General features: G+C 45.2%; 25 protein-coding genes, 1 pseudogene and 1 riboswitch. Of the genes and pseudogenes, 20 read left to right on the top strand and 6 right to left on the bottom strand.

Annotated features, from left to right (window positions below; genetic code table 11):
- Window positions 1-69 precede the first annotated feature (69 nt).
- The 3 genes and pseudogenes from MHB82_RS14455 to MHB82_RS14465 all read right to left on the bottom strand — a co-directional run bounded on the left by MHB82_RS14455 (window position 70) and on the right by MHB82_RS14465 (window position 3,072).
- Window positions 70-1,350: a glycoside hydrolase family 27 protein gene (locus MHB82_RS14455; RefSeq protein ID WP_341175040.1), complete on the bottom strand. Its 1,281-nt coding sequence runs from the start codon at window positions 1,348-1,350 to the stop codon at window positions 70-72.
- A 109-nt stretch (window positions 1,351-1,459) separates the two neighbouring features.
- Window positions 1,460-2,341 (bottom strand): AraC family transcriptional regulator, encoded by an 882-nt coding sequence (locus MHB82_RS14460; protein WP_341175041.1) that lies wholly within the window; start codon window positions 2,339-2,341, stop codon window positions 1,460-1,462.
- A gap of 57 nt (window positions 2,342-2,398) precedes the next feature.
- Window positions 2,399-3,072, bottom strand: a pseudogene (locus MHB82_RS14465) (YczE/YyaS/YitT family protein).
- A 164-nt stretch (window positions 3,073-3,236) separates the two neighbouring features.
- Between MHB82_RS14465 and MHB82_RS14470 the strand changes: the two are divergent.
- Window positions 3,237-3,755 carry a GNAT family N-acetyltransferase gene (locus MHB82_RS14470; protein ID WP_341175042.1) on the top strand — a complete coding sequence of 173 codons (519 nt, stop codon included), beginning with the start codon at window positions 3,237-3,239 and terminating at the stop codon, window positions 3,753-3,755.
- 141 nt (window positions 3,756-3,896) lie between these two features.
- On the opposite strand, the gene MHB82_RS14475 is transcribed toward MHB82_RS14470, so the two are convergent.
- On the bottom strand, window positions 3,897-5,228 hold the full coding sequence (locus MHB82_RS14475; RefSeq protein WP_341175043.1) for an APC family permease: 1,332 nt from the start codon (window positions 5,226-5,228) through the stop codon (window positions 3,897-3,899).
- Window positions 5,229-5,489: 261 nt separating this feature from the next.
- Window positions 5,490-5,596: riboswitch (guanidine-I (ykkC/yxkD leader) on the top strand.
- 70 nt (window positions 5,597-5,666) lie between these two features.
- On the opposite strand from MHB82_RS14475, the gene MHB82_RS14480 reads away from it, so the two are divergent.
- From MHB82_RS14480 to MHB82_RS14520, 9 genes are all read left to right on the top strand, one after another.
- On the top strand, window positions 5,667-6,389 hold the full coding sequence (locus MHB82_RS14480; protein WP_341175044.1) for an urea amidolyase associated protein UAAP1: 723 nt from the start codon (window positions 5,667-5,669) through the stop codon (window positions 6,387-6,389).
- Window position 6,390: 1 nt separating this feature from the next.
- Complete coding sequence (locus tag MHB82_RS14485; RefSeq protein WP_341175045.1) at window positions 6,391-7,059, top strand: urea amidolyase associated protein UAAP2; 669 nt, start codon at window positions 6,391-6,393, stop codon at window positions 7,057-7,059.
- Window positions 7,052-10,675 carry an urea carboxylase gene (gene uca, locus MHB82_RS14490; RefSeq protein ID WP_341175046.1) on the top strand — a complete coding sequence of 1,208 codons (3,624 nt, stop codon included), beginning with the start codon at window positions 7,052-7,054 and terminating at the stop codon, window positions 10,673-10,675. The genes MHB82_RS14485 and uca overlap by 8 nt, the downstream gene beginning before the upstream one ends.
- Window positions 10,672-12,420: an allophanate hydrolase gene (locus MHB82_RS14495; RefSeq protein WP_341175047.1), complete on the top strand. Its 1,749-nt coding sequence runs from the start codon at window positions 10,672-10,674 to the stop codon at window positions 12,418-12,420. Before uca ends, MHB82_RS14495 begins: the two co-directional genes overlap by 4 nt.
- A gap of 654 nt (window positions 12,421-13,074) precedes the next feature.
- Window positions 13,075-13,932 carry an aldo/keto reductase gene (locus MHB82_RS14500; RefSeq protein ID WP_095358088.1) on the top strand — a complete coding sequence of 286 codons (858 nt, stop codon included), beginning with the start codon at window positions 13,075-13,077 and terminating at the stop codon, window positions 13,930-13,932.
- Window positions 13,933-14,071: 139 nt separating this feature from the next.
- On the top strand, window positions 14,072-15,508 hold the full coding sequence (locus MHB82_RS14505) for a spore germination protein (protein ID WP_341175048.1): 1,437 nt from the start codon (window positions 14,072-14,074) through the stop codon (window positions 15,506-15,508).
- A gap of 25 nt (window positions 15,509-15,533) precedes the next feature.
- Window positions 15,534-16,715 (top strand): Ger(x)C family spore germination protein, encoded by a 1,182-nt coding sequence (locus tag MHB82_RS14510; RefSeq protein WP_341175049.1) that lies wholly within the window; start codon window positions 15,534-15,536, stop codon window positions 16,713-16,715.
- Window positions 16,716-16,727: 12 nt separating this feature from the next.
- The gene (locus tag MHB82_RS14515; protein WP_110822183.1) at window positions 16,728-16,955 is read left to right on the top strand and encodes a hypothetical protein; all 228 of its coding nucleotides are present in this window, start codon (window positions 16,728-16,730) and stop codon (window positions 16,953-16,955) included.
- A gap of 14 nt (window positions 16,956-16,969) precedes the next feature.
- Window positions 16,970-18,064 carry a GerAB/ArcD/ProY family transporter gene (locus tag MHB82_RS14520; protein ID WP_341175050.1) on the top strand — a complete coding sequence of 365 codons (1,095 nt, stop codon included), beginning with the start codon at window positions 16,970-16,972 and terminating at the stop codon, window positions 18,062-18,064.
- 66 nt (window positions 18,065-18,130) lie between these two features.
- Here the strand turns inward: MHB82_RS14520 and MHB82_RS14525 are convergent, their stop codons facing one another.
- On the bottom strand, window positions 18,131-18,532 hold the full coding sequence (locus MHB82_RS14525) for a collagen-like protein (RefSeq protein ID WP_341175051.1): 402 nt from the start codon (window positions 18,530-18,532) through the stop codon (window positions 18,131-18,133).
- Window positions 18,533-18,735: 203 nt separating this feature from the next.
- On the opposite strand from MHB82_RS14525, the gene MHB82_RS14530 reads away from it, so the two are divergent.
- From MHB82_RS14530 to MHB82_RS14560, 7 genes are all read left to right on the top strand, one after another.
- Entirely contained in the window at window positions 18,736-19,905 is a 1,170-nt protein-coding gene (locus tag MHB82_RS14530) for a sensor histidine kinase (RefSeq protein WP_341175052.1), read from the top strand.
- A gap of 5 nt (window positions 19,906-19,910) precedes the next feature.
- On the top strand, window positions 19,911-20,576 hold the full coding sequence (locus MHB82_RS14535; RefSeq protein ID WP_341175053.1) for a response regulator transcription factor: 666 nt from the start codon (window positions 19,911-19,913) through the stop codon (window positions 20,574-20,576).
- A gap of 234 nt (window positions 20,577-20,810) precedes the next feature.
- Window positions 20,811-21,317: a DUF6622 family protein gene (locus MHB82_RS14540; RefSeq protein WP_341175054.1), complete on the top strand. Its 507-nt coding sequence runs from the start codon at window positions 20,811-20,813 to the stop codon at window positions 21,315-21,317.
- A 320-nt stretch (window positions 21,318-21,637) separates the two neighbouring features.
- Window positions 21,638-21,967 (top strand): ArsR/SmtB family transcription factor, encoded by a 330-nt coding sequence (locus MHB82_RS14545; RefSeq protein ID WP_341175055.1) that lies wholly within the window; start codon window positions 21,638-21,640, stop codon window positions 21,965-21,967.
- Window positions 21,964-22,380 (top strand): SRPBCC family protein, encoded by a 417-nt coding sequence (locus MHB82_RS14550; RefSeq protein WP_341175056.1) that lies wholly within the window; start codon window positions 21,964-21,966, stop codon window positions 22,378-22,380. The genes MHB82_RS14545 and MHB82_RS14550 overlap by 4 nt, the downstream gene beginning before the upstream one ends.
- A gap of 17 nt (window positions 22,381-22,397) precedes the next feature.
- Window positions 22,398-22,994 (top strand): YdeI/OmpD-associated family protein, encoded by a 597-nt coding sequence (locus MHB82_RS14555; RefSeq protein ID WP_341175057.1) that lies wholly within the window; start codon window positions 22,398-22,400, stop codon window positions 22,992-22,994.
- 235 nt (window positions 22,995-23,229) lie between these two features.
- The gene (locus tag MHB82_RS14560) at window positions 23,230-24,102 is read left to right on the top strand and encodes a YitT family protein (RefSeq protein WP_341175058.1); all 873 of its coding nucleotides are present in this window, start codon (window positions 23,230-23,232) and stop codon (window positions 24,100-24,102) included.
- A gap of 171 nt (window positions 24,103-24,273) precedes the next feature.
- Here MHB82_RS14560 and MHB82_RS14565 read toward each other — a convergent pair whose 3' ends face one another.
- Complete coding sequence (locus MHB82_RS14565) at window positions 24,274-25,371, bottom strand: glycoside hydrolase family 88/105 protein (protein WP_341175059.1); 1,098 nt, start codon at window positions 25,369-25,371, stop codon at window positions 24,274-24,276.
- A 139-nt stretch (window positions 25,372-25,510) separates the two neighbouring features.
- On the opposite strand from MHB82_RS14565, the gene MHB82_RS14570 reads away from it, so the two are divergent.
- The 3 genes from MHB82_RS14570 (at window position 25,511) to MHB82_RS14580 (ending at window position 26,888) form a co-directional block, all read left to right on the top strand.
- Window positions 25,511-26,347, top strand: coding sequence for an AraC family transcriptional regulator (locus MHB82_RS14570; protein ID WP_341175060.1), 837 nt, complete (start codon window positions 25,511-25,513; stop codon window positions 26,345-26,347).
- A gap of 87 nt (window positions 26,348-26,434) precedes the next feature.
- Window positions 26,435-26,662, top strand: a complete 228-nt coding sequence (tlp, locus tag MHB82_RS14575; RefSeq protein ID WP_095358074.1) for a small acid-soluble spore protein Tlp — start codon at window positions 26,435-26,437, stop codon at window positions 26,660-26,662.
- A 37-nt stretch (window positions 26,663-26,699) separates the two neighbouring features.
- Complete coding sequence (locus MHB82_RS14580; RefSeq protein ID WP_110822176.1) at window positions 26,700-26,888, top strand: hypothetical protein; 189 nt, start codon at window positions 26,700-26,702, stop codon at window positions 26,886-26,888.
- Window positions 26,889-26,921: the final 33 nt, after the last annotated feature.

A 26,921-nucleotide genomic window follows, 5' to 3' on the forward strand; every position in this document is an offset into this window, starting at 1 on the left:
GTCGCCATAATATTTCGGGCTCCTGGCTCATTTCGGTATCGGTGTTGCTCTAAACCAGGTAACCTAGGTTCAATAGAATCGATAGAGTCGTACGCCGTGCGAAGGAATCTTCGTCTGTAGAACGTCTCCTGCAAGTTCTGCTGGCGTTTCATTCCACAGCTCGGTGCCCGAGGTATAGCCCGTAAGACCGATGTCATCAACAGACATACTTACCGGGAGCTCAGAATCACCTACATTGAATAATGCAGCGTAACGGGATTGATCAGCGGCTTCTGCTGTCCAGACAATGAGATTGTCTTGGCGCAGCCTTTCCTGGGCTCCATGGCTATCCTGATTCAAGCGCAGCACTTCTTTGTTGGTTAACAGGGATAGGGTCCATTCGTCACAGTCACGAAGCTCACCGCCGAAAATGAGCGGAGAGCGGAAGATGCTCCAGAGTGACATCATTGTCAGCTGCTCATCCCGTGTGAAGCGAGTCCAGCGATCCGCGCCACCTCCGTCAACGGAACGGATTCCGATATGGCCGAGCGGGAGCATGTCGCAGTCCGGCCAGCAGCCCGCCTCCGGGATACCTTGCCAGGTTCGGCAGCGGTCAAACATATCCAGCAGCAGCGGCCATTGATCCCAGAAGTCATCCGTGACCCGCCACATATTGGCATGATCAGCGAAGAACGCGGAGTATTCGGCAGGAGCGGGACCAGGAGAGAGACTCAGTACCATGGGCCGGCCGCAGCGTTCAATGGCTTTGGAGATTAGCTCGATCTCAGGCTGATGGGTATCATACAGTCTGGAGGCAGCGATGTCGTCTACCTTGACCAAGTCCACGCCCCACTCTGCGTAGAGTTCAAAAAGAGAGTCGTAATAGGCCTGTGCACCTTCCTTCGATGCGTCAATGCCATACATATCCGTATTCCAAGGACAGATGGAATTGGTATGTGCAATATCACGTGCTGTAACGCTTGTATTGAGAATAGGGGTAGCTGCATGTGCAGCCTGCCTTGGAATCCCACGCATAATGTGAATGCCGAATTTTAATCCAAGGCTATGTACATAATCGGCTAATGGTTTGAATCCTTGGCCACCTTCTGCAGAGGGAAAGCGGTTCTCGGCAGGCATAAGCCGGGAATATTCGTCCATCACCAAAGGAACAAAAGGCCGGTATTGAGATGAATTCGCATAAGGTTCATACCATTGGATGTCGACGGTAATGTAGTTCCAGCCGAAGGCTTTGAGATGTTCAGCCATGTATTCTGCATTCCCTCGAATTTCTTCTTCCGTTACGGCCGCACCATAACAATCCCAGCTGTTCCAACCAAGCGGTGGTGTGGGTGCTGCATGCTTGTGATTCATGTGTAATCTCCTTTGACTGATTAATTATTGCTGTGGTTATGTTCATCTTAATCAAGGAGATACGCAATATCTATAGTAATCTTGGAAGTTGAATTGTACTATATTGCTGTTAATCAAAGAACAGTTTGCGATAAGCAAGGCTCTCGCCCCCGCTGCGAAATTCTCCTGGGGTAAGTCCGATCATGGTACGAAATGCTTTAATAAAATAACTTCCGCTGGAATACCCAATACGCTCGGCAATCAAGTCAATGCTCTGCTCGGTTCCCCGAAGCAGTTCCATGGCTTTGTCAATGCGAATTCGAGTTAAATAAGCAACGGGAGTAAGTCCTGTGCTGGCCGAGAAGCGCCGTATCAGATGGTATTTGGACAAAGAGACATGTTCGGCTAACTGATCGATACTAATCATTTGTGAATAATGCTGCTCTATATATTCAGCTGCACGCTTGACGTTATCCGGCCAAGTATACTTGTTCCGCAGAGTCGTAACCTGCAATCTGGCCAGCTCGGTCATGAATTGATATACCGAAGAAGATGCGATCAAGGGATCGGAGATTCGGCCGGCTGCTGCGTCGTTCACAATCATTCGCAACAACTTTACTGGTGCACAGTCTGCTGGGAGGTAAGGGACTTCCCCGGCTTCGCGTAAAAATTTACGCCAGTGAGGCAGAATTAGATTCGGGCGGAAAAGCAAAAACAGAAATTCCCACGGCTCACTGGATTCAGGGTGATAGTAATAACGATGGGGTCCAGGGATTTCAGCAAGAAAGGCCTGTCCGGCAGAGACACGGTGCAGCTGTTCTCCTGATTCGTATACTCCTTGGCCAGAAAGCGTATACTGGAAAAGGAGGAGAGGCCCATCGTTTCGTGCAAACCCGTCCCAATGATAGGAAGGATTGCTGATGGTATCGGAGCCTGCCGCGTATAATATACATAGCTGCAGTTCCGGATCTTCAGCGAATCGAAAGCCATATGTACCTTTGGGTATGTCCATGAATATCTCCTTATGGTTCTAAGAATATATGCGATTTAGCTAGTGGAATAAGTATGATTATAATGGAAATAGCGACCGTTTGTTATGTTTACTGTTCGCACGGGAGGATTTCATGAATCTGACCATGAGCTGGCCTGATGGATGAAACGTTCCAAAATTCTTTTGGTCAAAGGCATGAAGATATTCAATATGAATCCGCCTAAACAAACGGTTAGAATCGTTCCCATCCCGATGGGTCCTTTTAAGATCAACGCTAATCCAAGGAAAATAAGATAAATGATCGTTCTAGCTACAAAGAGATTCGTTCGGGTTAGTTCCTGTACAATTAATGTTAATCGGTCCAGTGGGATCGGTGCAAAATGGGTCAATAAGTATGTAGCCGTTCCTATTCCGATGAGGATCAGACCGATGACCATGTACAGCAATTTATGAAGCCATAACTCAGGTGTACTCCAGCTGTGCAATAGAAAAAGCCAAATATCGATGCCAATTCCCGTAACAAATGCGGTTAACAATCCTAAAATTTCCGGTCTGCTTTTCAGTATGAGCGAATTACAAGATAGCAGAAGTAACGCTACGATAATCTCCCAGCTGCCTACAGAGAGCCCCAACTGAACGGACAAACCTACCAAAAGAGCGTCAAAAGGGGAGGTTCCGAGGTCGGAATGGATTGTGAGTGAGATACCAAGAGTCAATATCAAGATTCCAACGCAAAAAAATACATATTTCAACTGCATCTACCTCTTTTTTTATGTTTTTTTGTTGCAAATACAACATGTTTGAAGTAGATTAAATATAACTACTTTTTATTGCATTTGCAACAAAAAGAGTGAGGATTCAAAGCGGGAAGAGGACTACGAAAAGCGTTTAATCCATAAAGGGGCGATATCTTAACATGACAATGAAAATTACGAAGTGCAGTCGTGAAGATCTGCAGACACTCCAAAAAATCAGTATAGAAACGTTTCATGATACATTCAAAGATCAGAATACGCCTGAGAATATGGAGGCATATTTGGCAAAAGCATTTCACTCGGAACAGCTGGAAACGGAGTTAGCTAATCCATCTTCAGATGTTTATTTTATATATTTCAACGAAAAACTAGCTGGCTATTTGAAGGTCAATGTCAATGATGCACAATCCGAGAAAATGGGGGAAGAGTTCCTTGAGATTGAGAGGATCTATATTAGAAGCCCGTTCCAAAACCATGGTCTGGGTAAGCATTTATTGAATAAAGCAATCGAACTAGCGATGGAGAAGAACAAAAGCAAAGTATGGCTAGGGGTATGGGAGAAAAACAGGAAGGCAATTGCCTTTTATAACAAGATGGGATTTATCCAGACAGGGGCCCATTCCTTTTATATGGGGGATGAAGAGCAAACCGATTTTATTATGAGTAAAACTCTTGTATAGCATAGAAAACTTCATAGTTCCTGCATTGTGAAATCAAAATATGAGTACCGTAAAAAAGAACCTGAATACTGCATTCAGGTTCTTTTTCTATGGTACTCGCAGGGGGAGAAAGCTTACTGATAAATGAATGATTGATTTCACTCACATGGCCTCTTCAATCTCTGGCAATGCCTTGGATACTGAAGAAGATCTCATTCGTTGATTCACATACAGAACGAGGCCAAGAGCGATCCAGCCCGTACCAAGGAGCAAAGAAGAAGCTTCAAGTTGAGTGATGAGGTATAGAATGAACAATGCGCCTAACAAGGGAAAGATCATTCTCACAATCCAGTCCTGCACACTGCGTTTTTTCTCGCGAATGATGTAATGACAGATGACGGAAAGATTAACGAACAGGAAGGCCGTTAGCGCACCGAAACTGACAAACATGATGGCGGTCTCCAGACTAATGAATAAGGCAGCCAGGGAAATGACGCTGACCAGCACAATGTTGAACACAGGTGTACGGAATTTGGGGTGAACAGAACTAAATTTCCGAGGAAGCAAGGAGGATCTACCCATGACAAACAGCAGCCTTGAAACGGTTGTCATGGAGGACATGCCCTGTGCGAGTACGGAGAAAATAACGACAAAGGTGAAGATGGATGCAAGCGTTCCGCCGCCTATAACTTGCATTAATTCGAATCCTGCAGCGTCCATATGTGTAAAAGTGAACGAAGGATACATTTGTTGAATTAAATATGCCGTTGCAAAATACATGATTCCCGCGACGCTAACGATAATCAGGATGGCCCGAGGTATCGTTTTTTCGGGTTTTCGCGTTTCTTCCGCCATCGTTGTAATGGAGTCAAAACCAAGGAAAGAGAAACAGACAAGAGATGCACCCGCCATTACCGCGGAGAAAGGAACTCCTTCTACGGAATGAAGAGGATTGAATCCTGCAGACACGCCTTGTGTCACTGCTTTGTATACAAGAAATGCACAGAAGCCTGCTATAAAAATGATCTGCATCAGAACAAAGATTTTGTTGACGTTCGCTGATGTTTTAATGCCGATAATGTTGATGGTCATCACAATTAGGGTTAGAAGCACAATCCAGACAGGAGAAGGGATGGAGGGAAACTGAGCATGTAGATTTATGCCAAACATGAGTACAGCTACAATGCAGGAAAACAGATAATCAAGCAGAATCACCCAGCCCACCAGAAAACCAATAAATGGATTCATAGCCTGGCTTACATAGGTATATGCGGAACCTGAGACTGGAAAAGCCTTGGCCATCTGTCCGTAGCTGCCAGCTGTAAATAAAATGGCTACAAAAGCAAGGACATAGGCAGCCAGGAGCATGCCTTGTGAACCCTCATGCAGCACGCCGAAACTTGTGAAAAAAATCATGGGAGACATCCAGGCCAGCCCCATGGTCACCACATGGCTCAAGGAGAGATTTCTTTTAAGTGTTATATTTTGTGACATTATAAAACCTCCTTCAGAATCGAGAATGATACATCGTTATGCTATGTCATGACACTTCACATTTTTACAGGGGTTTTATCAAAAATCAAGTTATTTTTTTGGAGCTATACGAACATTAGTGCATTTTCTATAGTAGGTATTTCGTTATTTTGAGAAGAATGAGAAAAAAGTGCAAGTGAAATTGTTTTTTTTATCGTATATTTTTAAAAAAAGTATTGTGAAATGTAATTTTACGTGTTAGTATTCATAACATCAATTAAATAAAATGTTTTCTAGGGTTCCGAGCCATCCACTGGCTGACTGGTCCGAGAGAAAACGCATTGGGAGATTAAACCTGATGTACACGGCGGGATAAAAGCCCGGGAGAATCGATCAAAGAGCAATCTTTGATGTTTCTCCCGGGCTTTTTTCTATACTTTTCTACAGGAGGAATGAACAATGACAGCTCTATTTACAATGACGATGCAGCCTGGAAGCAAATGGTCTGCTCATGTAGGAAGAGGAAAATCCATTACATTAAAGGCAACAGGGGATCGAGCCAATGTGTCGGCATTGTTCTTCCATGCACAAGATCCAGCGGAACGGTACAACATGCCGGATACGCTCAAAGCCCAACATACCGCTTTTCTGACAAGAGGCAATATATTGATGACGGATCAAGGAAAGGCGCTTGCTTCCATTACGGAGGATTCGGTAGGGTGGCATGATCCTTTATCGGGATATACAACCCGAGAGGGTACGGATGAAAAGTATGGGAAGACCACATATCAGGAGCAGCGCAATGACTGGCTGAGAAGCGGGGAAGAGAACTTTAAGGTTGAACTGTTCCGGAACAATCTGTTGCCACGCGATATCGGGGTACCGATCAACTTTTTCTCCAAAGTCGTTTGTGAGCTGGACGGAACGATCAAATACACGCTGCAGGAAACGTCAGCACGCTCGGTGACTATTCGTACAGAAATGGATATGCTGCTCGTGTTATCGAACACACCTCATCCACTTGATCCTTCGGGACAATACCCGGACGCATCGATTGTTGTTTCCGTGGCAGATGCCGAACCTGTCTCTGAGATGGACCCTTGTGTGCTGCACTGTGCAGAGAACCGGAGAGCCTTTGAAAATACGTGGAACGCATATGCTTTGCTGAAGGGAGCCAACTAATATGAGTACATTTCAACCTGTCCAGAGTCCATTATTGACCGAAAAAGCCTTGTATGAGCAAGTCATCACTGCGGGTGATGGCTGGATACATGATTTGCTCCCAGGCCAGGTTCTTCGCATAGTTGATATGGAAGGCAATCAAGCTGTTGATACGCTGTTCTATTCCACGGAGGATCCGTCAGATCATTATAGTGCAGTGAGAACGATTACCCGCCAGGGAAATCTGTATTTGACAACAGGTTCAACGCTGCTCGCTGAATCAGGCCGAGAGTTGTTGCGGATTACAGCCGATACCTGCGGAAGGCATGACACCATCGGTGGCGCCTGTTCCGCTCAGAGCAATACCGTCCGCTATGCGCATGAAAAGCTGCCCATGCACAACTGTCGTGACACCTTTATGTTAATGCTCTCTCAGCGGGATGAATATACCAAGCGGGACCTCGCCCCGAACGTCAACTTTTTTATGAACGTGCCAGTGACACCGGAAGGAGAGTTAACCTTCGCTGATGGTTTATCTGCACCAGGTCGCTATGTTGAACTCCTTGCTTTGGCACCGGTAACCGTGCTGATCAGTAACTGCCCACAGTTGAACAATCCATGCAATGCCTACAACCCAACACCAGCCAAAGTCCTTATATGGGATGCAGAAGGAGTGAGCGCCAATGTTTAATAAGGTACTGATTGCGAATCGGGGTGCCATTGCGGTACGCATTATTCGGACTTTGCGTCAGATGGGTATCTCCAGTGTAGCTATCTACACGAAGGCAGACCGAGACAGCCTTCATGTTGAGCTTGCGGACGAGGCAGTACTGATTGGAGAAGGCCCTGCTAGAGAGAGTTACGTGAACGCCGAATTGGTACTCCAGACAGCAGCAGAGGCAGGGGCAGATGCGATTCATCCCGGGTACGGATTTCTGAGTGAGAACGCAGCTTTTGCCAGAGCGTGTGCTGAGCGAGGTATTACGTTTATCGGTCCCTCTCCTGAACATATTGAGCTCTTCGGCTTGAAACATACGGCACGAGCAATGGCTGCAGAAGCTGGAGTGCCCTTACTGCCAGGCACAAGCCTGATACAATCGCTGGATGATGCGGTTCAACAAGCTGGAATCATCGGTTATCCTGTAATGTTGAAATCCACTGCCGGTGGTGGTGGAATCGGCATGCGGGTCTGTGAACACGAGGATGTGCTTAGGGAGGCATTTGAATCCGTAACACGTTTGGCATCCGCCAATTTTAATGACGGGGGCGTGTTCATTGAAAAGTATATTGCACGTGCACGTCATGTTGAGGTTCAGATTTTTGGCACAGGTAATGGTGAAGCAGTCGCTTTGGGAGAGCGTGATTGTTCGGTGCAGCGGCGCAATCAGAAAATCATTGAAGAAACCCCTGCGCCATGCCTGCCGGATGTAATCCGGCAAGAGATGCATGACTGTGCCCGCAGACTGGCGATTTCGGCAGGTTACCGTAACGCGGGAACCGTTGAGTTTCTGTACGACCCTGATGAGCAGCAGTTTTATTTTCTCGAGGTGAACACCAGACTTCAAGTGGAGCATGGAGTGACAGAAGAGGTACTTGGCATTGATTTGGTGGAATGGATGGTCAAGGAGGCAGCTCACGAGAGCGATTCATTGAACATTACGGTTCCCGTACCAACAGGACACAGTCTCCAGGTACGTCTGTATGCTGAGGATTGCATGAATGATTTTCGGCCGAGCGATGGACGCATTGATGCCATTCACTGGCCTGATGACGTGCGAGTTGAAAGCTGGATTCAGCCTGGATTGAACGTAACTACGTTGTATGATCCGATGCTGGCCAAATTAATTGTGCACGCGAGCACGCGTGTTGAAGCTATAGACAAAATGAAGAATGCTCTTCGTCAGCTTAGGGTATATGGTGTCACCACCAATCAGGCTTATATTGAAGCGTTTTTGGATAACGATGCATTCGCTAAAGGAGAAGTATATACCCGAATGCTTTCGGGCTTTAAACCGACGGAGCGCGCGATTGAAGTTCTGGACGGAGGTGTTCAGACGAGTGTACAGGATAATCCCGGCAGAATCGGCTACTGGGATATCGGCGTACCGCCGTCCGGCCCGATGGATCAGCTTGCCTTCCGCATTGGCAACAGACTGCTTGGTAATGACGCACAAGCGGCCGGACTGGAAATGACACTGCGTGGGGGAACTTATCGCTTCCGGGATGAAATGACCTTCTGCCTGACAGGAGCAGATATGAAAGCTGAACTGGATGGCGTACATGTGGAACCCTACACACCGACAAATGCATCTCCTGGTGCGGTGCTGACTCTGGGTGAAGCCAAACAGGGAATGCGAACGTACCTGCTCGTATCCGGGGGGCTCGACATGCCGATCACACTTGGCAGCTCAGCAACCTTTACATTGGGGGGATTCGGTGGGCACCGAGGGAGTGCGCTGCGAACGGGTGCAGTGCTCCGCGTGCATGAAAGAGGAGGGAATGCTCCGGCTCTGCTTGCTCCGCTCAGTACAGAACGCAGACCACAATACAACAATGAATGGACGATTGGCGTGATACCGGGACCTCATTGTACGGACGAATATGTTCTTCCGGCTTATCTGAATCAGCTGACGGAGACGACATGGGAAGTGCATTTCAACAGTTCCCGAACAGGTGTACGATTGATTGGTCCGGCCCCGCTGTGGGCAAGAAGCGACGGTGGAGATGCAGGACTTCACCCTTCCAACATTCATGACAACGCCTATGCCGTCGGTGCACTGGATCTGACAGGCGATATGCCGATCCTGCTCGGTCCGGATGGTCCAAGTCTTGGCGGTTTTGTCTGTCCGGTGACAACGGCCACCGCTGAATTATGGAAGCTGGGTCAACTCAGCCCTGGTGATAAAGTCCGTTTCAGACTCATTACCCTTGAGGAAGCCGAGCAGTTAAGAGTAGAACAAGAGTTGTACCTGCGTGAACTGGACGTTCCGCATGAGTTACCGGTTTTGGTCGAAACTTCAACTGGTGAGTATATGCCGATTTTGGCACAAGCGGTGGAAGACAGACGTTTCTCCATTACGGTACGCTGCTCTGGTGATGAAAATATTCTGGTCGAATACGGAGAACGCGAGTTGAACTTGTTATACCGATTCCAGGCATACGTACTTATGGAAGCAATCAAGGAGAATGGAAACATTCCTTATATCGAACTGACACCAGGCATTCGCTCTCTGCAGATCCACCTGGATGCAACCCGTATGACGGCAAAAGAAGCGGCAGCACGAATCATGGAGCTGGACCTGCAGCTTCCTGAGCTGGAAACGATTGAAGTGCCTTCGCGAATTGTCAAATTACCATTGTCTTGGGATGACCCAGCGACGCAGCTCGCTATTGAGCGATATCAGCAAAACGTTAGACCTGATGCACCTTGGTGTCCCAGCAACCTGGAGTTTATCCGGCGTATGAATGGACTCGGTTCGCTGGAAGAGGTAGCGGAAATTGTATTCAACGCCTCGTATCTCGTCATGGGACTTGGTGACGTTTACCTGGGAGCACCAGTTGCCGTACCACTGGATCCGCGCCACCGGCTCGTAACCACCAAATATAATCCTGCACGGACATGGACTCCGGAAAATGCCGTAGGCATAGGCGGCGCTTACCTCTGCGTGTATGGCATGGAAGGTCCGGGTGGATATCAATTTGTCGGTCGTACAGTGCAAATGTGGAACTCGTTCAGGGAAACAAGCAATTTCGAGGCAGGAAAACCTTGGCTGCTGCAGTTCTTTGATCAGCTTCAATTTTATCCTGTTACGGAAGCTGAGCTGCTGAAAATGCGTGAAGAATTCCCGCGAGGAGGATTTGAACTTCAAGTAGAGGAAACCACATTCCATCTGGGGTCCTATCTGAACTGGTTGAAAACGATTGAGAACGAGTCCGGAACTTTTCGTCAGCAGCAGCAGAGTGCATTCCAGGCTGAACGAAATTACTGGAAGGAACTCGGTATTGCGGAGTATGTTTCCGAACCTGAAGCAGCGGCAGCACTGGAAGAAGTGGAGATGCCGGAAGGGAGTCTGGGTATGAGCAGTTCAATGTCGGGTAGTGTATGGAAGGTGCTGGTTGAGCCTGGCCAGGAAGTGCGAAAGGGAGACACTATTATAATAGAAGAAAGTATGAAAATGGAGTTTCCGCAGCTCGCTCCAACGGATGGAATTATTGCTTCCATTTACGTCTCGCCCGGTGATCAGATCAAATCGGGAGACTGGATTGCTGCCATCATTCCAACGATTAAGGAGGAGGTTGCACGATGACGGTAAATGCCATCCCGGAAATGATGTCGATCAGTAATCTGCGTACAGGATATCTACGAGGAAGCTTCACACCAGCGGAAGTGGTGGAGAGCATCATCGAGCGGGCAAAGGATACGGAGGATTACCATGTCTGGATCACGCCGCCGTCTAGGGAACGAATTACGCCGTACCTGGAGAAACTTCAGCACTTGTCCATTACCGAATACCCGCTGTGGGGCATTCCTTTTGCCATCAAAGACAACATTGAGGTTCAAGGGTGGCCGGTAACGGCTGGTTGTCCTGAGTTCTCATCAGTTTCAGAACAACATGCCGTTGTTGTAGAACGACTTATTGCTGCAGGTGCCATACCTGTCGGTAAAACCAATCTGGACCAATTCGCCACAGGACTGGTCGGAACGAGAAGTCCTTATGGGGAGACGTGTAACGCATTGCGGCCCGAACTGATCAGCGGAGGATCCAGTTCAGGCTCGGCCGTAGCGGTGGCGCTTGGGCAAGCAGCGTTTTCACTTGGGACAGATACCGCCGGGTCAGGCAGAATTCCGGCTGCACTGCATGGTCTGGTTGGTTACAAACCTGCAGTAGGCGCATGGCCTTCCGCTGGTTTGGTGCCTGCATGCCGCAGTATTGACTGCATTACCGTGTTTACCCATGACCTTGAAGATGCTGTTTCTGTTGACCGGATCGTACGAGGCCCGCACGCCGAAGATGCTTTCTCCAAAACACGTCCTTTGGGACCAACCCGTGCACCTGCCAAATGGTTGTTACCCAAAGGAGAGCTAACTTTCTTTGGTCCCTTTGCGGAAGCGTACGAGACGGCTTGGCAAACCGCCAAACAAGCCTTGCTGCAGTCAGGAGTACATGTCGAAGAGGTCGATATATCCATGCTGCAAGAGGCCGCAACGCTTCTGTATGAAGGACCGCTTGTTGCTGAACGATGGGCGGATCTGGAGATGTTCGCCCAGCAGCATCCTGGAGCGTTATTTCCTGTAACGGAGAAAGTGCTCCGAACAGGCAGTAAGGAAACATTTACGGCTGCTGCACTATTCCGGGCACAGCACCGACTAGCTGAAATTCGGCGAAGCACGGCAGAATGGCTGCATAACGCCGTTCTTGTATTGCCAACCTGCGGAGGAACATGGACAAGAGAACAAGTGCAGCAGGATCCGATTCAAACCAACAGCCACATGGGATTGTACACGAATCATTGCAATTTGCTCGATTTGAGCGCCATTGCTGTTCCGGCAGGCAAGGTAGCAGAGGATATGCCTTTTGGAATAACCTTGTTCACATTGCCTGAGCAGGAAGCTTCCATGGTTGAAGCGGCAAGAATACTTGAGCCCCATCACAAACGTCTCTTGGTTGCTGTCTGCGGACTGCATATGAGAGGTATGTCACTGGAACCCCAGATGACTGGGTTAGGAGCCTTTTTTGTGGAGGAAACCCGAACCGCTCCAGAATATCGTCTGTACAAACTGAACACAAGTCCTGCAAAACCGGGGTTAGTAACTTCCCTTGAAGAGGGGACATCCATAGATCTGGAACTGTGGAGCATGCCACTATCCTCCTTTGGTTCATTCACTGCAGCCATTCCTGCTCCATTAGGGATAGGGAAAATTAAGCTTCAGGACGGCAGGGTGGTATCCGGATTCATATGTGAAGCTTCGGCTGCTCAGGATGCGGTGGATATGTCTCATCTCGGAGGATGGAGAAACATCGTTGCTGGTGATGCAGAAGGCACGAAATAGTGGTTTTTGTTTACGGAGGATAAGTAAGGCTAAAATGTTGATTAATCATTCATGGGTCACATCTCACATTAGAGTCGCTATTTTTAGCGGCTTTTTTTGTATAGCTTTCTTTTTTTGTTTGAACATTATAGGGATATTAGTATAGAAAAGAGAGAGTGACTTTATTTAGAAAACACATCTTCAAACTAAGGAATATTCATAGTATTTATTATGTAAACTTTCATTATTTATATTGATAACTGATTCTATAAATTCTACAGATGGTAGACCCCCATCTATGGATTTGATAAATACACTGGGGGATATATTCCTCTCTATACATTTTGAACGATTAACATGTCTGCGCCTTATTGAATTGTTGAATAATCATATTCAAATAGTTTAAGACCCTTGAGATGGTATCTAAATCAAGTGAGCTAGCAGCCTCATTTTCCAAAAAAATTATACGATCATTCACAAAATGAATAGAAGTATACACATTAAACATAAGGACAGCGGTCTCTTCTGTAATAGAGGTAACAACACTTTTTCATCTGCGTAAGAGGAATAGGCAAACATATGAGACAAATGAGATAACTGATATTATTTCATTTGTTGCATAATAGGATTAGGCGTTTCGTGGATTATCTATAGCTTGAATAGGAGGAATGAAGAATGGAATATGTAACATTAAATAATGGGGTACAGATGCCGATTCTCGGATATGGAGTTTATCAAATTCCAGATCAGGACGAATGTGAAAAATGTGTGCTAGATGCGATAAGTGTTGGATACCGTTCCATTGATACGGCACAGGCTTACCGGAATGAAGAAGCCGTGGGTCGTGCCATCCAAAAAAGCGGTGTGCCGAGAGAAGAATTCTTCATTACGACGAAAGTCTGGATATCCAATGCAGGTTATGAAAGGGCGAAAGCTTCAATTGAAGAGTCCCTGAGAAAACTACAGCTTGATTATCTGGATTTGCTTCTGATCCATCAGCCGTTCAGTGATTACTACGGAACATACCGGGCTATGGAGGAATACTATAAGGCTGGTAAGATCAGAGCCATCGGGGTAAGCAATTTCTATCCGGATCGATACATCGACCTGGTACAGTTCAGTGAAGTAGTACCTGCAGTCAATCAGGTTGAGACACATGTTTTCAACCAACAGAATAAGGCGCATGACATTATGAAGAAATACAATACGCAGATTGAATCGTGGGGTCCTTTTGCTGAAGGAAGAAAGGAACTGTTCACGAACGCTACTTTGCAAGAAATTGGGGATCAATACAATAAGTCGACAGCACAAGTCGCTCTGCGCTTCCTCATTCAACGTGGTGTGGTTGTAATTCCGAAGACGGTTAATAAAGATAGAATGGTACAGAATTTTAACGTTTTTGATTTTCAATTAACCGCTCAGGATATGGAAAAAATAGCTGCTCTGGATACAGAAGAAAGTGCATTTTTCTCTCACTATGATCCGGAAACCGTTGAATTTTTGACGGACTACGCCAAAAAAGGGTTGGAATAAAGTTGTAATATATGTGTACTAGTGGTGACCGTCCAATTGGACGGTCTTTTTTTGGCTTAATGCGATAGCGTGATTCTGACGGGGAGAAGTTTATTATTCGAATTAGTACCAATACTACATATCCAAGGGGATGGTGAAAATGAAGTTACAACACGAATTTTCCAAGCAAATTTACCAAAATATAGATCTCATATGTGACTTCATGGGAAAAAGTTCGGATTTTGTTGTTCGCGAGATCACCGTTGGCAGTTACCACGCGGCCCTTTTTTATTTGGACGGTATGACAGACATGCAGAAGATACAGGATAACGTAATTCGTCCGCTGCAGGAGACTTCTGCAGATGAGTTAAGCTTATCTTTCCTAAAAGATAGCGTTCTTGACGTTGGTGAAGTAAGTTTCTCTGACAACATTGAAGATGCATTGGAACAGATTCTATCAGGTGGACTTCTCCTGCTAATCGACGGGATGGGGGAAGGGTTAGTCGTTTCCATACCTGGTTGGGAAGAACGCAGTATAACGGAATCGAAGACGCAGCCTGTAATCCGAGGTCCACAAGAATCGTTTACGGAGAATCTTCGTACCAATACAACGATGGTCCGTCGCCGAGTGAAGGACACAAGAGTTCGACTAACAAACGTCAAGGTTGGCGAAAAAACAAAGACAGACATATCGGTCATGTATATGCATGGAGTTGCTGATGATGAATTGGTACGAAACATGATATCCAGACTGAAAAATATGAAAGTGGATCGCGTGCTTGAAGGGGAGTACCTCGAAGAATGTTTAGTGGAGAACAAGCAATTGACCATTTTCCCTATATTTTATAATTCGGATCGCCCAGACTCTATTGCAGCAGGTGTGATGGAAGGAAAAATCGCGATATTTATCGACGGAACTCCCTTTGTCATCCTTGCGCCTGCAGTATTTGTTGATTTCATTCAATCCGCGGAGGATTATTATCAATCTTTTATTTACAGCAGCATCATTCGAGTCTTAAGGTACATCTCCCTGGCAATATGTTTGCTGGCTCCAGCTATATATGTGGCACTAACTACATTTCATCAGGACATGATCCCAACGGTTCTATTACTGAGTTTATCTGCGCAACGTGAAGGTGTACCGTTTCCTGCATTTGTTGAGGCGATGATTATGGAGGTCATATTCGAGATCCTGAGAGAAGCAGGTCTACGAATGCCGCGGACGGTCGGTCAGGCCGTTTCGATTGTTGGGTCCATTGTCATCGGCCAGGCTGCTGTAGAAGCTAACATCGTTTCGCCCGTTATGGTCATTGTTGTTGCGATTACAGCGATTTCAAGCTTTGTCATCCCGTCCTACACCATGGCTATTCCCATCCGGATATTACGGTTTGCTTTTATTGGAATGGCCGCTATGTTTGGCGTATACGGATTGACGGTAGGCATGCTCATACTCCTTGTGCATTTGAATAGTCTTCATTCATTCGGTGTGCCATATATGAGTCCAATAGCCAATTTTCGATCGTCGAAACAAAGTGATGCCGTACTGCGGTTTCCATTTAAGAACAAAGCAAATCATCACAACAAACCAAGGGAGTAAGCCAATGAACTCGTACCGATCCACCATGTCTAAAGTGATAGTCTACATCTTGCTTATGGTCATTGTTACGGGTTGTTGGAGTAGTAAGGAGTTAAACGAAATATCCGTCGTGATGGCTATGGGCATTGATACCGTAGATGGCCAGTATGAGATTAGTCTGCAAGTGGTTGATCCGTCTCAGATGTCTCGTAATCGAGCGATGGAACGGTCACCTACAATCGTTTTTTCCAGCCGAGCAAACACGCTGTTTGAAGCTCTTCGAAAACTCACCACGGAATCATCAAGGAAGATGTATCTGTCTCACTTAAAGTTTGTAATCTTTGACGAAGATACAGCAAAAAAAGGAATCAAGAAGCCGCTGGATTTCCTGTTTCGTGATCATGAAGTTCGGCCTGATTTTCATTTGGCTGTTGTCAGAGGCAGTTCAGCTAAGGATGCTGTTACGTTTGTGGCTCCAACCGAGGTTTTGCCTGCAATGGATATGTATAAAGCTCTGAATGTGTCTGAAAAGACATGGGCACCCACTTCCGCGGTCAATGTCAAAGACCTTCTGCAGCGTTTAAAGAAGGATGGCATTGAGCCGGTCTTGACTGGCATTCGGCTGAACAATCTAGACAAAGGATTAAAGGTGGATAATGTGACTAAATCGCCACAACACGCAAACTATTTATTTACCGGCATTGGTGTCTTTCAGGGAGATCGTCTGATCGGCTGGATAGAAGAGTCCAAAAGCAAGGCGTTTACCTACATATCAAACCGTGTTTCCAGTTCTGTAGCTTCCGTCACATGTCCGAATTCAGAAGGGGAATTTGCTTTTGAAGTCATACGTAACAACGTTAAAATGAAACCGGGCATAAAAAACAATGAACCGATTGTCTCTCTTGTCGTGGAAACTGAAGCAAACATCGGAGAGGTTGAATGTGATGCTGACCTGAAGGATGAGAAGACATTTAATGAGTTTCAGGCAGTAGCCAGAGAAGAACAAGAACAGATCCTGAAGGAAGGTATTGAAAAAGCGCAGCAGATTGGCTCCGACATATTCGGATTCGGGGAAGCCTTTCATCAAAGATTCCCTCGTGAGTGGCACCAATGGAGAGGGGATTGGAAGCAGAAATTTCAAAAGCTTGAGGTCAATCTGGATATTCATTTCCATTTAAACCGGGTTGGGAAAATCACCAATCCCATCGACTCTGAACCGCAACATTAGGAGTGAATGTATATGCTGTATGCGGTACTTATCATCTCGATCCTGAACATGTTTTATGAGTTTCGTCAATTGAAGGAGAAGCACCATGTGCGTGAAATGGTAGTTAGCTCCATTTTGTTCGCCGCAGGAGCGATATTGATCGTTCTGAAAATCGGACACGTTGAACTACCGAGTCCGTTAGCGGGTATCCGGATGATATTTCAACCGGTAAGTCAGTACATTGCAAGTATTTTATCTTAAAGGGGGGGACGGGAGTGGGTAGCAAGTTAACTGTTCGACAAGCCATCACATGGTTTGTGTTGTATCAGATCGGAAGTGCATATTTGGTGCTTCCAGCTGCGATAACTTCAGTTGCTAAACAGGATGCCTGGCTTTCCGTTCCGATTTCCCTGGCTTTTCATTTGCTTTTGATACCGTTATACACTTCCATCGTCAGGCAAATGAAGGGCAGAACCTTCGTTGAGTATCTCCGAAATGTCTTTGGTCCCTTGGGCGGAACCATAAGTATAATTTTTATATTTGCCTTTCCCTTTTTGGAGTGCATCATGACACTTCGAAATCTGGGAGACTTTGTCACGACCTCAATAATGCCCGAAACTCCTTATGATGCCATATATTTTATTATGCTCCTAGCTGTCTATTTTGCCGTTCGCTCGGGTCCGGTTGTTATCGGGCGTTGTGCGGAGATTCTTATCTTTTTTCTTCTGGCCCTATACTTGTTGGTTAGGATCACACTTTTTTCGGATGCAGATTTCAAAAACCTTCTTCCTGTTTTGGAAAACGGACTGAAGCCTGTCGTTCTCGCATCCATTAATCTGTTTGCTTTTCCTTATCTGGAGGCGGTATTGTTTCTTTTCTTTGCCCATCACTTCCCTGATCCGAAAAAGTGGAGAAAATCGGTGATTGTAAGTGCTCTGATTAGCGGAGCCATGTACTTTTTCATGGTTATGCAGATCATCGCTGTGATCAGCGCTGGTGTCGTGGCGGACTTGACGTTTCCTACTTTTTTTATTGATCGGACGATTAGTATTGGTGAGTTTCTTCAGCGATTTGAAATCATCCTTGCCATTGTTTGGTTCGTTACGATTTTCTTTCGACTTGCATTGCTTCTATATGTTTCAGCAGAAGGGCTTGCAGAAGCTTTTCGTCTTCGAAGCATGAATTCACTATTCATTCCTTTGATACTGATGGTGTTGGCCATGGCTGATTTTATCTGGCCCAACGTTTCATATATCATTGAAATAAATCAGATTTGGCCTTACTACGCCATGATCTTCGGCATTGGGTTCCCAATCGTGCTCTGGTCGATTAGTAAAATGAAGGGTCCATTGGAGTCTATCAACAAGTAGCAAGACCCTGGATTCAATGTAAAACACCCTGATTGTGCAGATAACCACAATCAGGGTGTTTAAGTATTAGAAACAGCTGAAGGAGCTAATCCGCTGCAGGTCAATGCCGCTGTACACCCAGAAGAATCCAGTCCAGCGGAAGCCGGCTACCGAATTTCTGCCGACAAATACCGGGTACATCCAGAAACCGGGACCGCGATTCGGCCAAATATAAGTGTAGCGGAACAGACACCCGGATATTGCTCTTGGATCTACTGCAAACAAGGAAGGCGACTGCTGTGGAACAAATGAAGGCGGCGGTCCGGGAGGGGGTTGCACGCCTTGCGGTCCACCGCCTCCACCTCCGGGGAACGGGGGAGGACCTGATGGACCTCCAGGGCCTCCAGGAAACCCAGGTCCGAAAATTCCACCAGGACCGCCTGGTCCACCAAACCCACCACCAGGTCCAAAGGGAGGTAAAAATGTCATACATCATCACTCCTGTTCATTAGTCTAAGGTATTGTATGTAGGCACTTGAACAGGGGAATGGGTTGAAGCCCATGGATGCCGAAATTTTGTAGGCTGTTCGGTTTTATGGAATCAACACTCTTGTCCTGAGTATTGAGCTTAACGTATAGTATTTAATTGCTGGGCAATTCATTAGATGGGTAGGTTTTCCGTGGCATCTACATTGAAGGAAGAGAAATTATACATCAATTTGATTCGTATACTAGGAACTTTGCTCTTGGCATTATCCTACTTTTATGAATATACCAATCAGGCTGCCATCAGCTTAATTGGTGGGTTTCTTGTATTGTTGCTGTACATGGTCTTAATCTGGGCGGAGACAACGTGGTGGAATGAAGTGAAGTATTATGTTGTTTCAATGATGATCATCTCGATTATTCTTGTTCTCCACTATGTTTTTGACTCACCACATACCACATTACTATGGCCGCTTTACTTTATTATCCTGTTGATGAATCGAGTGTATCCCCGTGTTTCGCTGATTATGGGCTTAATTACGTTATCTTGTATTGCTTGGGTAAATGCGTTGTCTCTGAGTACGATCTTAGGACTGCTTGGCGTGATGCTTGTTGCTCGAAGTATCAAAATTCGAAGAGATGCTCATCTTCTGACAACTCTTCATCTTAAAGAACTAGATAGAGCACATCAGGAGCTGGAGGTAGCTCATAAGGAGCTTCAGGAAGCGACTGTACATTCGATACGTTATGCAGCGTTGGAAGAAAGGACAAGACTTTCAAGAGAAATTCACGATGGACTCGGCCATCAATTAACATCACTAATCGTACAATTACAGGCGCTACAGATTATGCATGTAACTGAACCTGAAAAGGCTTCGGATTCCATCAACCAGTTACTTGGCATTGCCCGTCAAGCCATGGCCGAAGTACGAGTAGCTGTCAAGGAATGGACCAACGACGAAATGGGCTTGGGAATCGTTGCCCTCAAAGGCCTGGTCTCTCAAACACAAGGTAGATCTTCCGTGCAGTTCAAATTCAATCAAAACTCGGAGTTATCCGAGTGGCCAATTGAAACGAGTATTGTGCTATATCGAGTTCTACAAGAATCGTTAACCAATATCCTTCGTCATTCAGATGCAGATCAGGCCTGGATTGATATTGATGAAGCTGGTGACAGAATACAACTTACAGTCACAGATAATGGCAGAACTGAAAAGGGAGGAGCAGGACATTTGGGTTATGGGTTGAATGGAATCATAAAGCGATGTGAAGAGTGGGGCGGAAGTGTTTCTATTTCATCAGTCGAGCCACATGGTTTTCGTGTAAAAGTTATGCTCCCTGTTGAGCGTATAGCTATTGTGGAAGAGAAGGAGTAATGTTTATGAAAGATGTAATTCGGATTGTGCTTGCTGATGATCAACCTTTTATCCGACAAGGGTTAAAATACATCATAGATTCTCAGAGTGATATGGAATGCGTGGGGGAAGCGAGCAATGGGAACGAAGCTTACCACATTTCATTGGAAATGAATCCCGATATTGTATTAATGGATATTCAGATGCCGCATTCATCGGGGCTTGAAGCAACTCAAAAAATTCTGCATGATAATTCAAAAATTAAAATAGTGCTCTTAACCACCTTTGATGTGCAAACCTATGTTATCGAAGGTATACGAGCTGGCGCAGTAGGTTACTTGTTAAAGGACACGGATATGAAGGAAATCCTTGAAGGTATACGCTGGGCATTTCAAGGGAATGCGATCTTCAGGACACCAACGGCCAGCAAAGCACTGGCTGAAGCTATCTATAGTGATGGAAAACCCATACAATCAGGGCAAGTAACGAATTCGTCAGATTTGCTGACAGAACGCGAGTTAAATGTGCTGCAACAAATGTCTTACGGCCGCCGTAATTCTGAAATTGCTGAAATTCTATACATCTCCCAAGGTACAGTCAAAACTCATATCCATCGCATTCTCCAAAAACTTGAAGTTGAAGATCGTACTCAAGCTGTCGTTTTGGCAATACGAACAGGGATGGTAGAGTGACCAGTGAAGTAAAGCAATATATAGAAAGACCGGCGAGAGTTGAGCCGGTCTTTATTGATTTTATGACAAAAGTCAGGTTGACTGGTGACATGTATATCTCTAGATAGAGCTATTGCAAAACCAAAATCAATCGCTAAGTGGATGTGGGGTATCATAAAATTCTTTACTATTGAATTATAAGTTCAAAAAAACTTCATTGCATAAGTGCATGAGATGACAATAGGAGGAAATATAATGAACATCACAGTCCAACAGATTATTGTAAACACACCAACCTGGGTATGGATGCTCTTAGTGGCTTTATTTATACTGGGCATAAAAAATTCACAGGAAAGAGCGGTTAACTTGGCCAAGATGTTTGTTGCCCCATTAATATTCATGATATGGGGTCTGTGGACCATAACGACATCATTCTCTCATATCGGTGTAACCTTAACGAGTTATGTTATCTTTATCGTTCCTGGCTTTCTGATTGGATATGTCCTGAACAAAAACTTTCAAGCATTTTATATCAAAAATTCAACCTTTTATAAGAAGACAAGTTATCTTCCTCTGGTGATCGTCCTGCTTAACTTTGTAGTTAAGTATGGTCTGAATGTCATGCTGGTCTTCTATCACAGTGATCTTTTCCACGTGATATACTCTTCTGCGAACGGATTAACTGTCGGTTTGTTCTTTGGTGGAATAGTGTATACCATTCTTATCAAATCAGAAATAAAGAATTCGAAAGTAGTAGCATAAATATTGTTGGGAGCAATTATCAATAAGCGTCGTTCAGAACATAGACTTTCCTTTCACAAAAGACCCATTGACTAACTGGATAAACGTAAAAACACCTCATAAGAGGTGTTTTTTTATTTGGAAATTTGCTGTGAACCGAGAAAGAAGCCGCTCATAGGCTAATTTTTAAATGGTGTTGACACGACACCTTTTGGTGTCATATAATCAATTCGACACCAAAAGGTGTCTGATTAGAACATTTCACAAAAATATATAGCGACATTAAAAACAAATCCTCCGTATCATCCGTGTTCCGATACAGCAGATTGGAGGGAAGTGGCGTGAGTGAGAACCAAAGATCACGTGATGTATTTGATGCCATTGCAGATCCAACCAGGCGCCGGTTGATGGAGATGTTAACCGAAGAAGAGGAGGTACCGCTTCATGAATTAACCTCACAATTCGAAATGGGACGGACAGCGGTATCCAAGCATCTGACCATTCTTAAAGAGGCGAATCTGGTCGTTGACCGAAAAGTCGGCAGGGAAACGAGGTATAGGCTCAATGCTTCACCATTACAAGAAGTTCAAGATTGGGTGGCTTTCTACAGCAAGTTCTGGAGTATAAATATGATGCGCCTGGACCAACTATTAAAGGAGGAAGAAGAATGAGTTTAACATTGGAATTGGACTATCAGTATGCGACGTCGATCGAGAAGCTCTGGTCAGCCTTAACGGATTCAAGCAAGCTTGCCAAGTGGGTAGCCAACATTCATACCGGTCAAGGAATGGAGAATGATTTCAAACCAGTGGTTGGTCACCGTTTTCAATTTCGAACGCAGGCAACGGAGTACTGGGACGGAATTATTAAAGGAGAAGTCCTGATCGTAGAAGAACCACATTGCCTCTCCTATACCTGGGAAAGCGGAGAGAAACATACGGTTACGTGGACATTACAAGATTTAGGAAACGGTACAGTAAACCTTCACCTTGAACAAACCGGAATTTCCAATCCTCAAGCACTGGCTGGTGCCAAGTATGGCTGGAGTAAATGGTGCGAAGGGCTTGAGAAGCTTCTGGCATAATCTAAGGAGGGACATCGATGTTAAAAGGTGAGAGAAATACAAAAATTGATCCCTATTTCAACAAGCTGAAGAATTGGAAAGAAGAATTCGAGCTGCTGCGGGAGATCGTTCTGGATTGCGGGCTCACAGAAGATTTTAAGTGGATGCATCCCTGTTACACTTTGGACGGCAAAAATATCGTTTTGATCCATGGTTTTAAGGAGTATTGTGCCCTGTTGTTTCACAAAGGGGCGCTGCTAAAAGACCCTCATGGAATCCTGATTCAGCAAACAGAAAATGTGCAGGCAGCACGTCAGCTTCGGTTCACCAATGCTCAGACGATTCAAGAAATGCAGCTGATCATTCAGGATTATATTGAGGAAGCCGTCCAGATTGAGAAAGCGGGTCTGCAAGTTGAACTTAAAAAGCATGACCAGTATATCCTGCCTGAGGAATTAGCCAACAAATTTGTTGAAATACCTGATCTGAAAACAGCTTTCGAAGGACTGACACCAGGACGCCAGAGAGCATATATCATGCATTTTTCTTCACCCAAACAATCCAAGACCCGAGAGTCGAGAGTCGAAAAGTACATCCCGCATATCCTTGATGGGAAAGGACTTAATGACAAGTAATTGAGTATTTGTGGGTATAAAATGCGTCACACCATAAGTCGCTGATATAGCGGCTTTTTTGTGTTTTTATTAAAAATTTCATGACTGTACTTTTAAGGTTTGTCAGGGGATACAACGGGTAACAAGAACGAAAAAAAGCAATACTAACAGTCATAACTAATGCGAAAAATTTGTCAAGTTGGTGATTATTAATATAAACTATATTTTATGAGTTCTTATCCAAGGAGGAAATTGAATGCATCAAAGAAAGAAAGCAAAATCGAATAAGGCAAGAATTTTTTCGAAAATTTTATTGATCATCATCGGGGCTTTTATAACGGCATACGGTCTTGAAGCCATTTTGATCCCCAACAATGTCTCGGACGGTGGTGTAACGGGTCTGAGTATCGTTGGTTCACAATTGTTTGGATTGCCGCTGGGGATGCTGATCGGTATAATCAATATTCCTTTTGTGTGGCTGGGATATAAGCAAATAGGTAAAAGCTTCGCTCTCTATTCCATTATCGGTATTGCTTCACTCGCAGTAAGTACCAGTCTGATGCACCATGTACCTACAATTATCGAAGGGGACACCTTGCTGGTTACCGTTGTCGGCGGGATTATCATCGGTTTCGGTATGGGTCTGGCACTTCGTAATGGCGGGGCGTTGGACGGAATAGATATGCTCGCAGTACTGCTATCACGAAAAGTTCCTTTTGGTACCAGTGATCTAATCTTGTTCCTAAACATGTTTGTATTTATCGTCGTTTCATCTGTGTTTGGTCTGCAAGGGGCCATCTTGTCAGGGCTGGCTTATTTCATTGCTTCCAAAGTTATTCATATCGTTGAAGAAGGCTTGAGCGGTTCCAAAACGTTTAAAATCATCACCAATCAACCCGAAATCATGGTCGAAACTATTCGTGACCGTTTAGGTCGTGGAGCAACCTATACGGATGCTTATGGCGGATACTCTAATGAACAATTTAAAGAAATCACTTGTGTAATCAACCGTATGGAAGAGAGCAAAATTAAAGAGATCATTCATGAAATTGACCCGAATGCTTTTGTAGTTGTGTATGATGTAGCAGAAGTGAAGGGCGGCAGCTTCAAAAAGAAAGATATTCACTAATACTTAAGCATGATGGAAAATCATAAACATAGATACAACAAAAGGTCGCTAATTCTAGCGACCTTTTTTTATTGCTTTTTATATTTTTTATTATCAAACGTCAATTACAGGCTTCCGATCCGCTTCAAACAGAAACAAGAGACTGTTGTCCCTGTCTTCTTTGCGTTTAACCTATTTTGCTGCCAAATTCATCTCGACACACATGAGTATGAAGGCACCTGCCCCGTGCAGATCGTTTTCACTGGTTGGCCGAGCAATATAGTGATCATAGTCGCCGATTCCCGTGCCAATACAGATATTACCGATGATAACGTTCCCATTTTCGTCAAACTGTAGTGTATCAATAACGCCTTGGTAACCTTTCCATGCATATTGCAAATATTTAGGGTCCAGATAGCCGAATCGAACGGCTTTGGCAATGGCATGTGCAAAGAGAGCCGTACAGGAATTCTCATGCCAGTTATCCGGATGATCTCCTTTGTCGATGACTTGATACCATAATCCGGTGGCGGGATCCTGGTAATTGGTCAGAGCGATCAGCAGATCCTGTACGATCGTTACGAGTTTATCTTTGTCCGGATGATCCTCAGGCATGTATTCGAACATTTCAAGCAGTGCTACCGGATACCAGCCAATGGCCCGGCCCCAGAATTCCGGAGCAAGACCCGTAACAGGGTCAGCCCATTTGGCTTCTTTTGTCTCATCCCATCCGTGGTAGAGCAAGCCAGTGACAGGGTCTTTTGTATGCTTTTCCATAAGCAGCGCCTGATAGGTCATCATATCGATGTAATCGCTCTCACCGAATGTTTTGGCGAATTGCACCGCGATCGGTCCAGCCATATATAAACCGTCCAACCACATTTGGTTCGGATAATGTCCCTTATGCCAGAATCCGCCTGATGCATTAGTGGGCCAGGATTTTAGGAGAGGAACTAAGGTGTGAAGCGCCTTTTTATACCGTTCATCTCCCGTCTGCTCGTAGAGAGTGAAGAGAAGAACACCGGGCTGGATGTCGTCGAGTTCGTCAGACTTAAACTTTTTGATGCTGCCATCCTCCAGAATCTGACTATCGACCCAGCCTTTCAAGTAATCATAGAGCTTTTGTTCTCCGGTTTGTCGCCAACTTTTCTCCATCCCGGATAAAAAGACACCCTGATGATAATGGAATCGGTCTGGCGGAAGATGCTCCGGCTCGAATGTATCCATAATGGCCTCACAGGCTTTTAACGCCCATTGAATTGGCGTCAAGGTAGATGAAGTGGTTTGCATGTATCCTTCCTCCTTGGTTGGTTGTAATCCCATTTTACCAACAGATAATGTACATGATTTGCGGAAAATGCCCATTTCTTCTTATTTCTTGCGATATAATATAAACATCAAGGACGGAACGGAAGGGAGCATGACTTTGATGGGGAATCTATACTTTGAAAATTCGGAGAGTACATTCCTGGTATCCCACCGAAAAGCATTAAGCCATCATATGCCGGTAAGCCATTTTCACAGCACATATGAAATCTATGTGTTGATGTCAGGGCAGCGGGAGTTTTTCATCCAGGACCGGACGATTACCATCGCGGAAGGCGACGTGGTTATTATTTCTCCCAACGTTCTTCATCGCACGACCAATGCGGAACGGCCAAAGCATGAGCGGCTTATTATTAATATGCATGCCCAGTATTTTTCGGTGGACGGTTCCCATGAAGAAGTGCTTCAACCTCTGCTTCAGCGGGATTATTTGATATTGAAAGGTTCCCTGCGCAGTAGAGAGCTGATCGATATGCACACAAGAGCCATTATGCAGGAGATGAAGGAGCAAGGAAGCGGCTTCGAATTGTATGCCCAGACACTTGCCGTGCAGCTGCTTATCATGTGCTGTAGACATTTCAAGCAGCATGATGCGGAACCGCTGGCATCGCCAAGTCCCATGCATGAGCGTATTTCAGAAATTGTCCGTTATATTAACGACCATTACATGGACGAACTGTCGCTTCATTTGCTGGCAGATCAGTTCTATATCAGTCCTTATTATTTGAGTCGATCGTTCAAAGAAGCGACAGGATTCGCTTTTGTAGAATACGTCAATAGTGTGCGAATCAAGGAGGCAAAAAAGCAGCTTGAGAGCTCAAACCTCAAGGTCAATTTGATTGCGAGGAAGGTTGGATTCGGGAGTGTAACCCATTTCGGTCGGGTATTCAAAGCCGTCACAGGCCATTCACCATTGCATTATCGAAGGAAAGGAGACTGAATTTCATGCATAAGCTTCACTCTCTTATGGAACACTTCTGTAGTGCGAATAAACAGCACTGATTCCATTTTTGGGGAGGTGAGATGTATGAGCAAACCGGATAACCGTGAAGACAATGTGCAGCATTTGCAAAATGCAGTTCAAAACACAATCGAAAATTACCGGGAAGCCGAGGATTATCTTGAAGAATTCGGTGATGAAATTCCAGCTCGGGAAAAAGGTCAGATTGAGGAAAAAAATGAGCGCCGTAAACATAGCATTTCCGGATTCCGTGAAGAAATTCAAGATGAATCCAAGCATCAGCAAAACTCATAAAGTGGAGACTATTTCGGTGTTGTAGGAGGGTTAGCAGATGACGAATCAGGATCCACAAGAACTTCTTAAACAAAAACACGAGCTGGACGAGCATAAAAGACAGTTCACCAATTTTGCCCGAAGCGTATCAGGGCAGGGCGAAGTAGAAGCCGGGCAAGAGTTCAGTCATGACCGGCAGGATGACGACCAAAACCGCATGAAATCTGTTGAGAACAAGCGTGCTTAACAGATGAACCCCGCAAATAAGCTGATCCTTTAT

Origin of the sequence: Paenibacillus sp. FSL K6-2862 (genome assembly GCF_038005125.1) — a bacterium.
GTDB classification, from domain to species: Bacteria; Bacillota; Bacilli; order Paenibacillales; family Paenibacillaceae; genus Paenibacillus; species Paenibacillus illinoisensis_A.

Coding starts and splice junctions, on each gene's coding strand:
- MHB82_RS14510 (WP_341175049.1), top strand. CDS start 15,534: ATGTCTAAAGTGATAGTCTACATCTTGCTTATGGTCATTGTTACGGGT.
- MHB82_RS14560 (WP_341175058.1), top strand. CDS start 23,230: ATGCATCAAAGAAAGAAAGCAAAATCGAATAAGGCAAGAATTTTTTCG.
- MHB82_RS14495 (WP_341175047.1), top strand. CDS start 10,672: ATGACGGTAAATGCCATCCCGGAAATGATGTCGATCAGTAATCTGCGT.
- MHB82_RS14455 (WP_341175040.1), bottom strand. CDS start 1,350: ATGAATCACAAGCATGCAGCACCCACACCACCGCTTGGTTGGAACAGC.
- MHB82_RS14480 (WP_341175044.1), top strand. CDS start 5,667: ATGACAGCTCTATTTACAATGACGATGCAGCCTGGAAGCAAATGGTCT.
- MHB82_RS14460 (WP_341175041.1), bottom strand. CDS start 2,341: ATGGACATACCCAAAGGTACATATGGCTTTCGATTCGCTGAAGATCCG.
- MHB82_RS14485 (WP_341175045.1), top strand. CDS start 6,391: ATGAGTACATTTCAACCTGTCCAGAGTCCATTATTGACCGAAAAAGCC.
- MHB82_RS14550 (WP_341175056.1), top strand. CDS start 21,964: ATGAGTTTAACATTGGAATTGGACTATCAGTATGCGACGTCGATCGAG.
- uca (WP_341175046.1), top strand. CDS start 7,052: ATGTTTAATAAGGTACTGATTGCGAATCGGGGTGCCATTGCGGTACGC.
- MHB82_RS14515 (WP_110822183.1), top strand. CDS start 16,728: ATGCTGTATGCGGTACTTATCATCTCGATCCTGAACATGTTTTATGAG.
- MHB82_RS14505 (WP_341175048.1), top strand. CDS start 14,072: ATGAAGTTACAACACGAATTTTCCAAGCAAATTTACCAAAATATAGAT.
- MHB82_RS14525 (WP_341175051.1), bottom strand. CDS start 18,532: ATGACATTTTTACCTCCCTTTGGACCTGGTGGTGGGTTTGGTGGACCA.
- tlp (WP_095358074.1), top strand. CDS start 26,435: ATGAGCAAACCGGATAACCGTGAAGACAATGTGCAGCATTTGCAAAAT.
- MHB82_RS14555 (WP_341175057.1), top strand. CDS start 22,398: ATGTTAAAAGGTGAGAGAAATACAAAAATTGATCCCTATTTCAACAAG.
- MHB82_RS14580 (WP_110822176.1), top strand. CDS start 26,700: ATGACGAATCAGGATCCACAAGAACTTCTTAAACAAAAACACGAGCTG.
- MHB82_RS14470 (WP_341175042.1), top strand. CDS start 3,237: ATGACAATGAAAATTACGAAGTGCAGTCGTGAAGATCTGCAGACACTC.
- MHB82_RS14535 (WP_341175053.1), top strand. CDS start 19,911: ATGAAAGATGTAATTCGGATTGTGCTTGCTGATGATCAACCTTTTATC.
- MHB82_RS14475 (WP_341175043.1), bottom strand. CDS start 5,228: ATGTCACAAAATATAACACTTAAAAGAAATCTCTCCTTGAGCCATGTG.
- MHB82_RS14565 (WP_341175059.1), bottom strand. CDS start 25,371: ATGCAAACCACTTCATCTACCTTGACGCCAATTCAATGGGCGTTAAAA.
- MHB82_RS14570 (WP_341175060.1), top strand. CDS start 25,511: ATGGGGAATCTATACTTTGAAAATTCGGAGAGTACATTCCTGGTATCC.
- MHB82_RS14540 (WP_341175054.1), top strand. CDS start 20,811: ATGAACATCACAGTCCAACAGATTATTGTAAACACACCAACCTGGGTA.
- MHB82_RS14500 (WP_095358088.1), top strand. CDS start 13,075: ATGGAATATGTAACATTAAATAATGGGGTACAGATGCCGATTCTCGGA.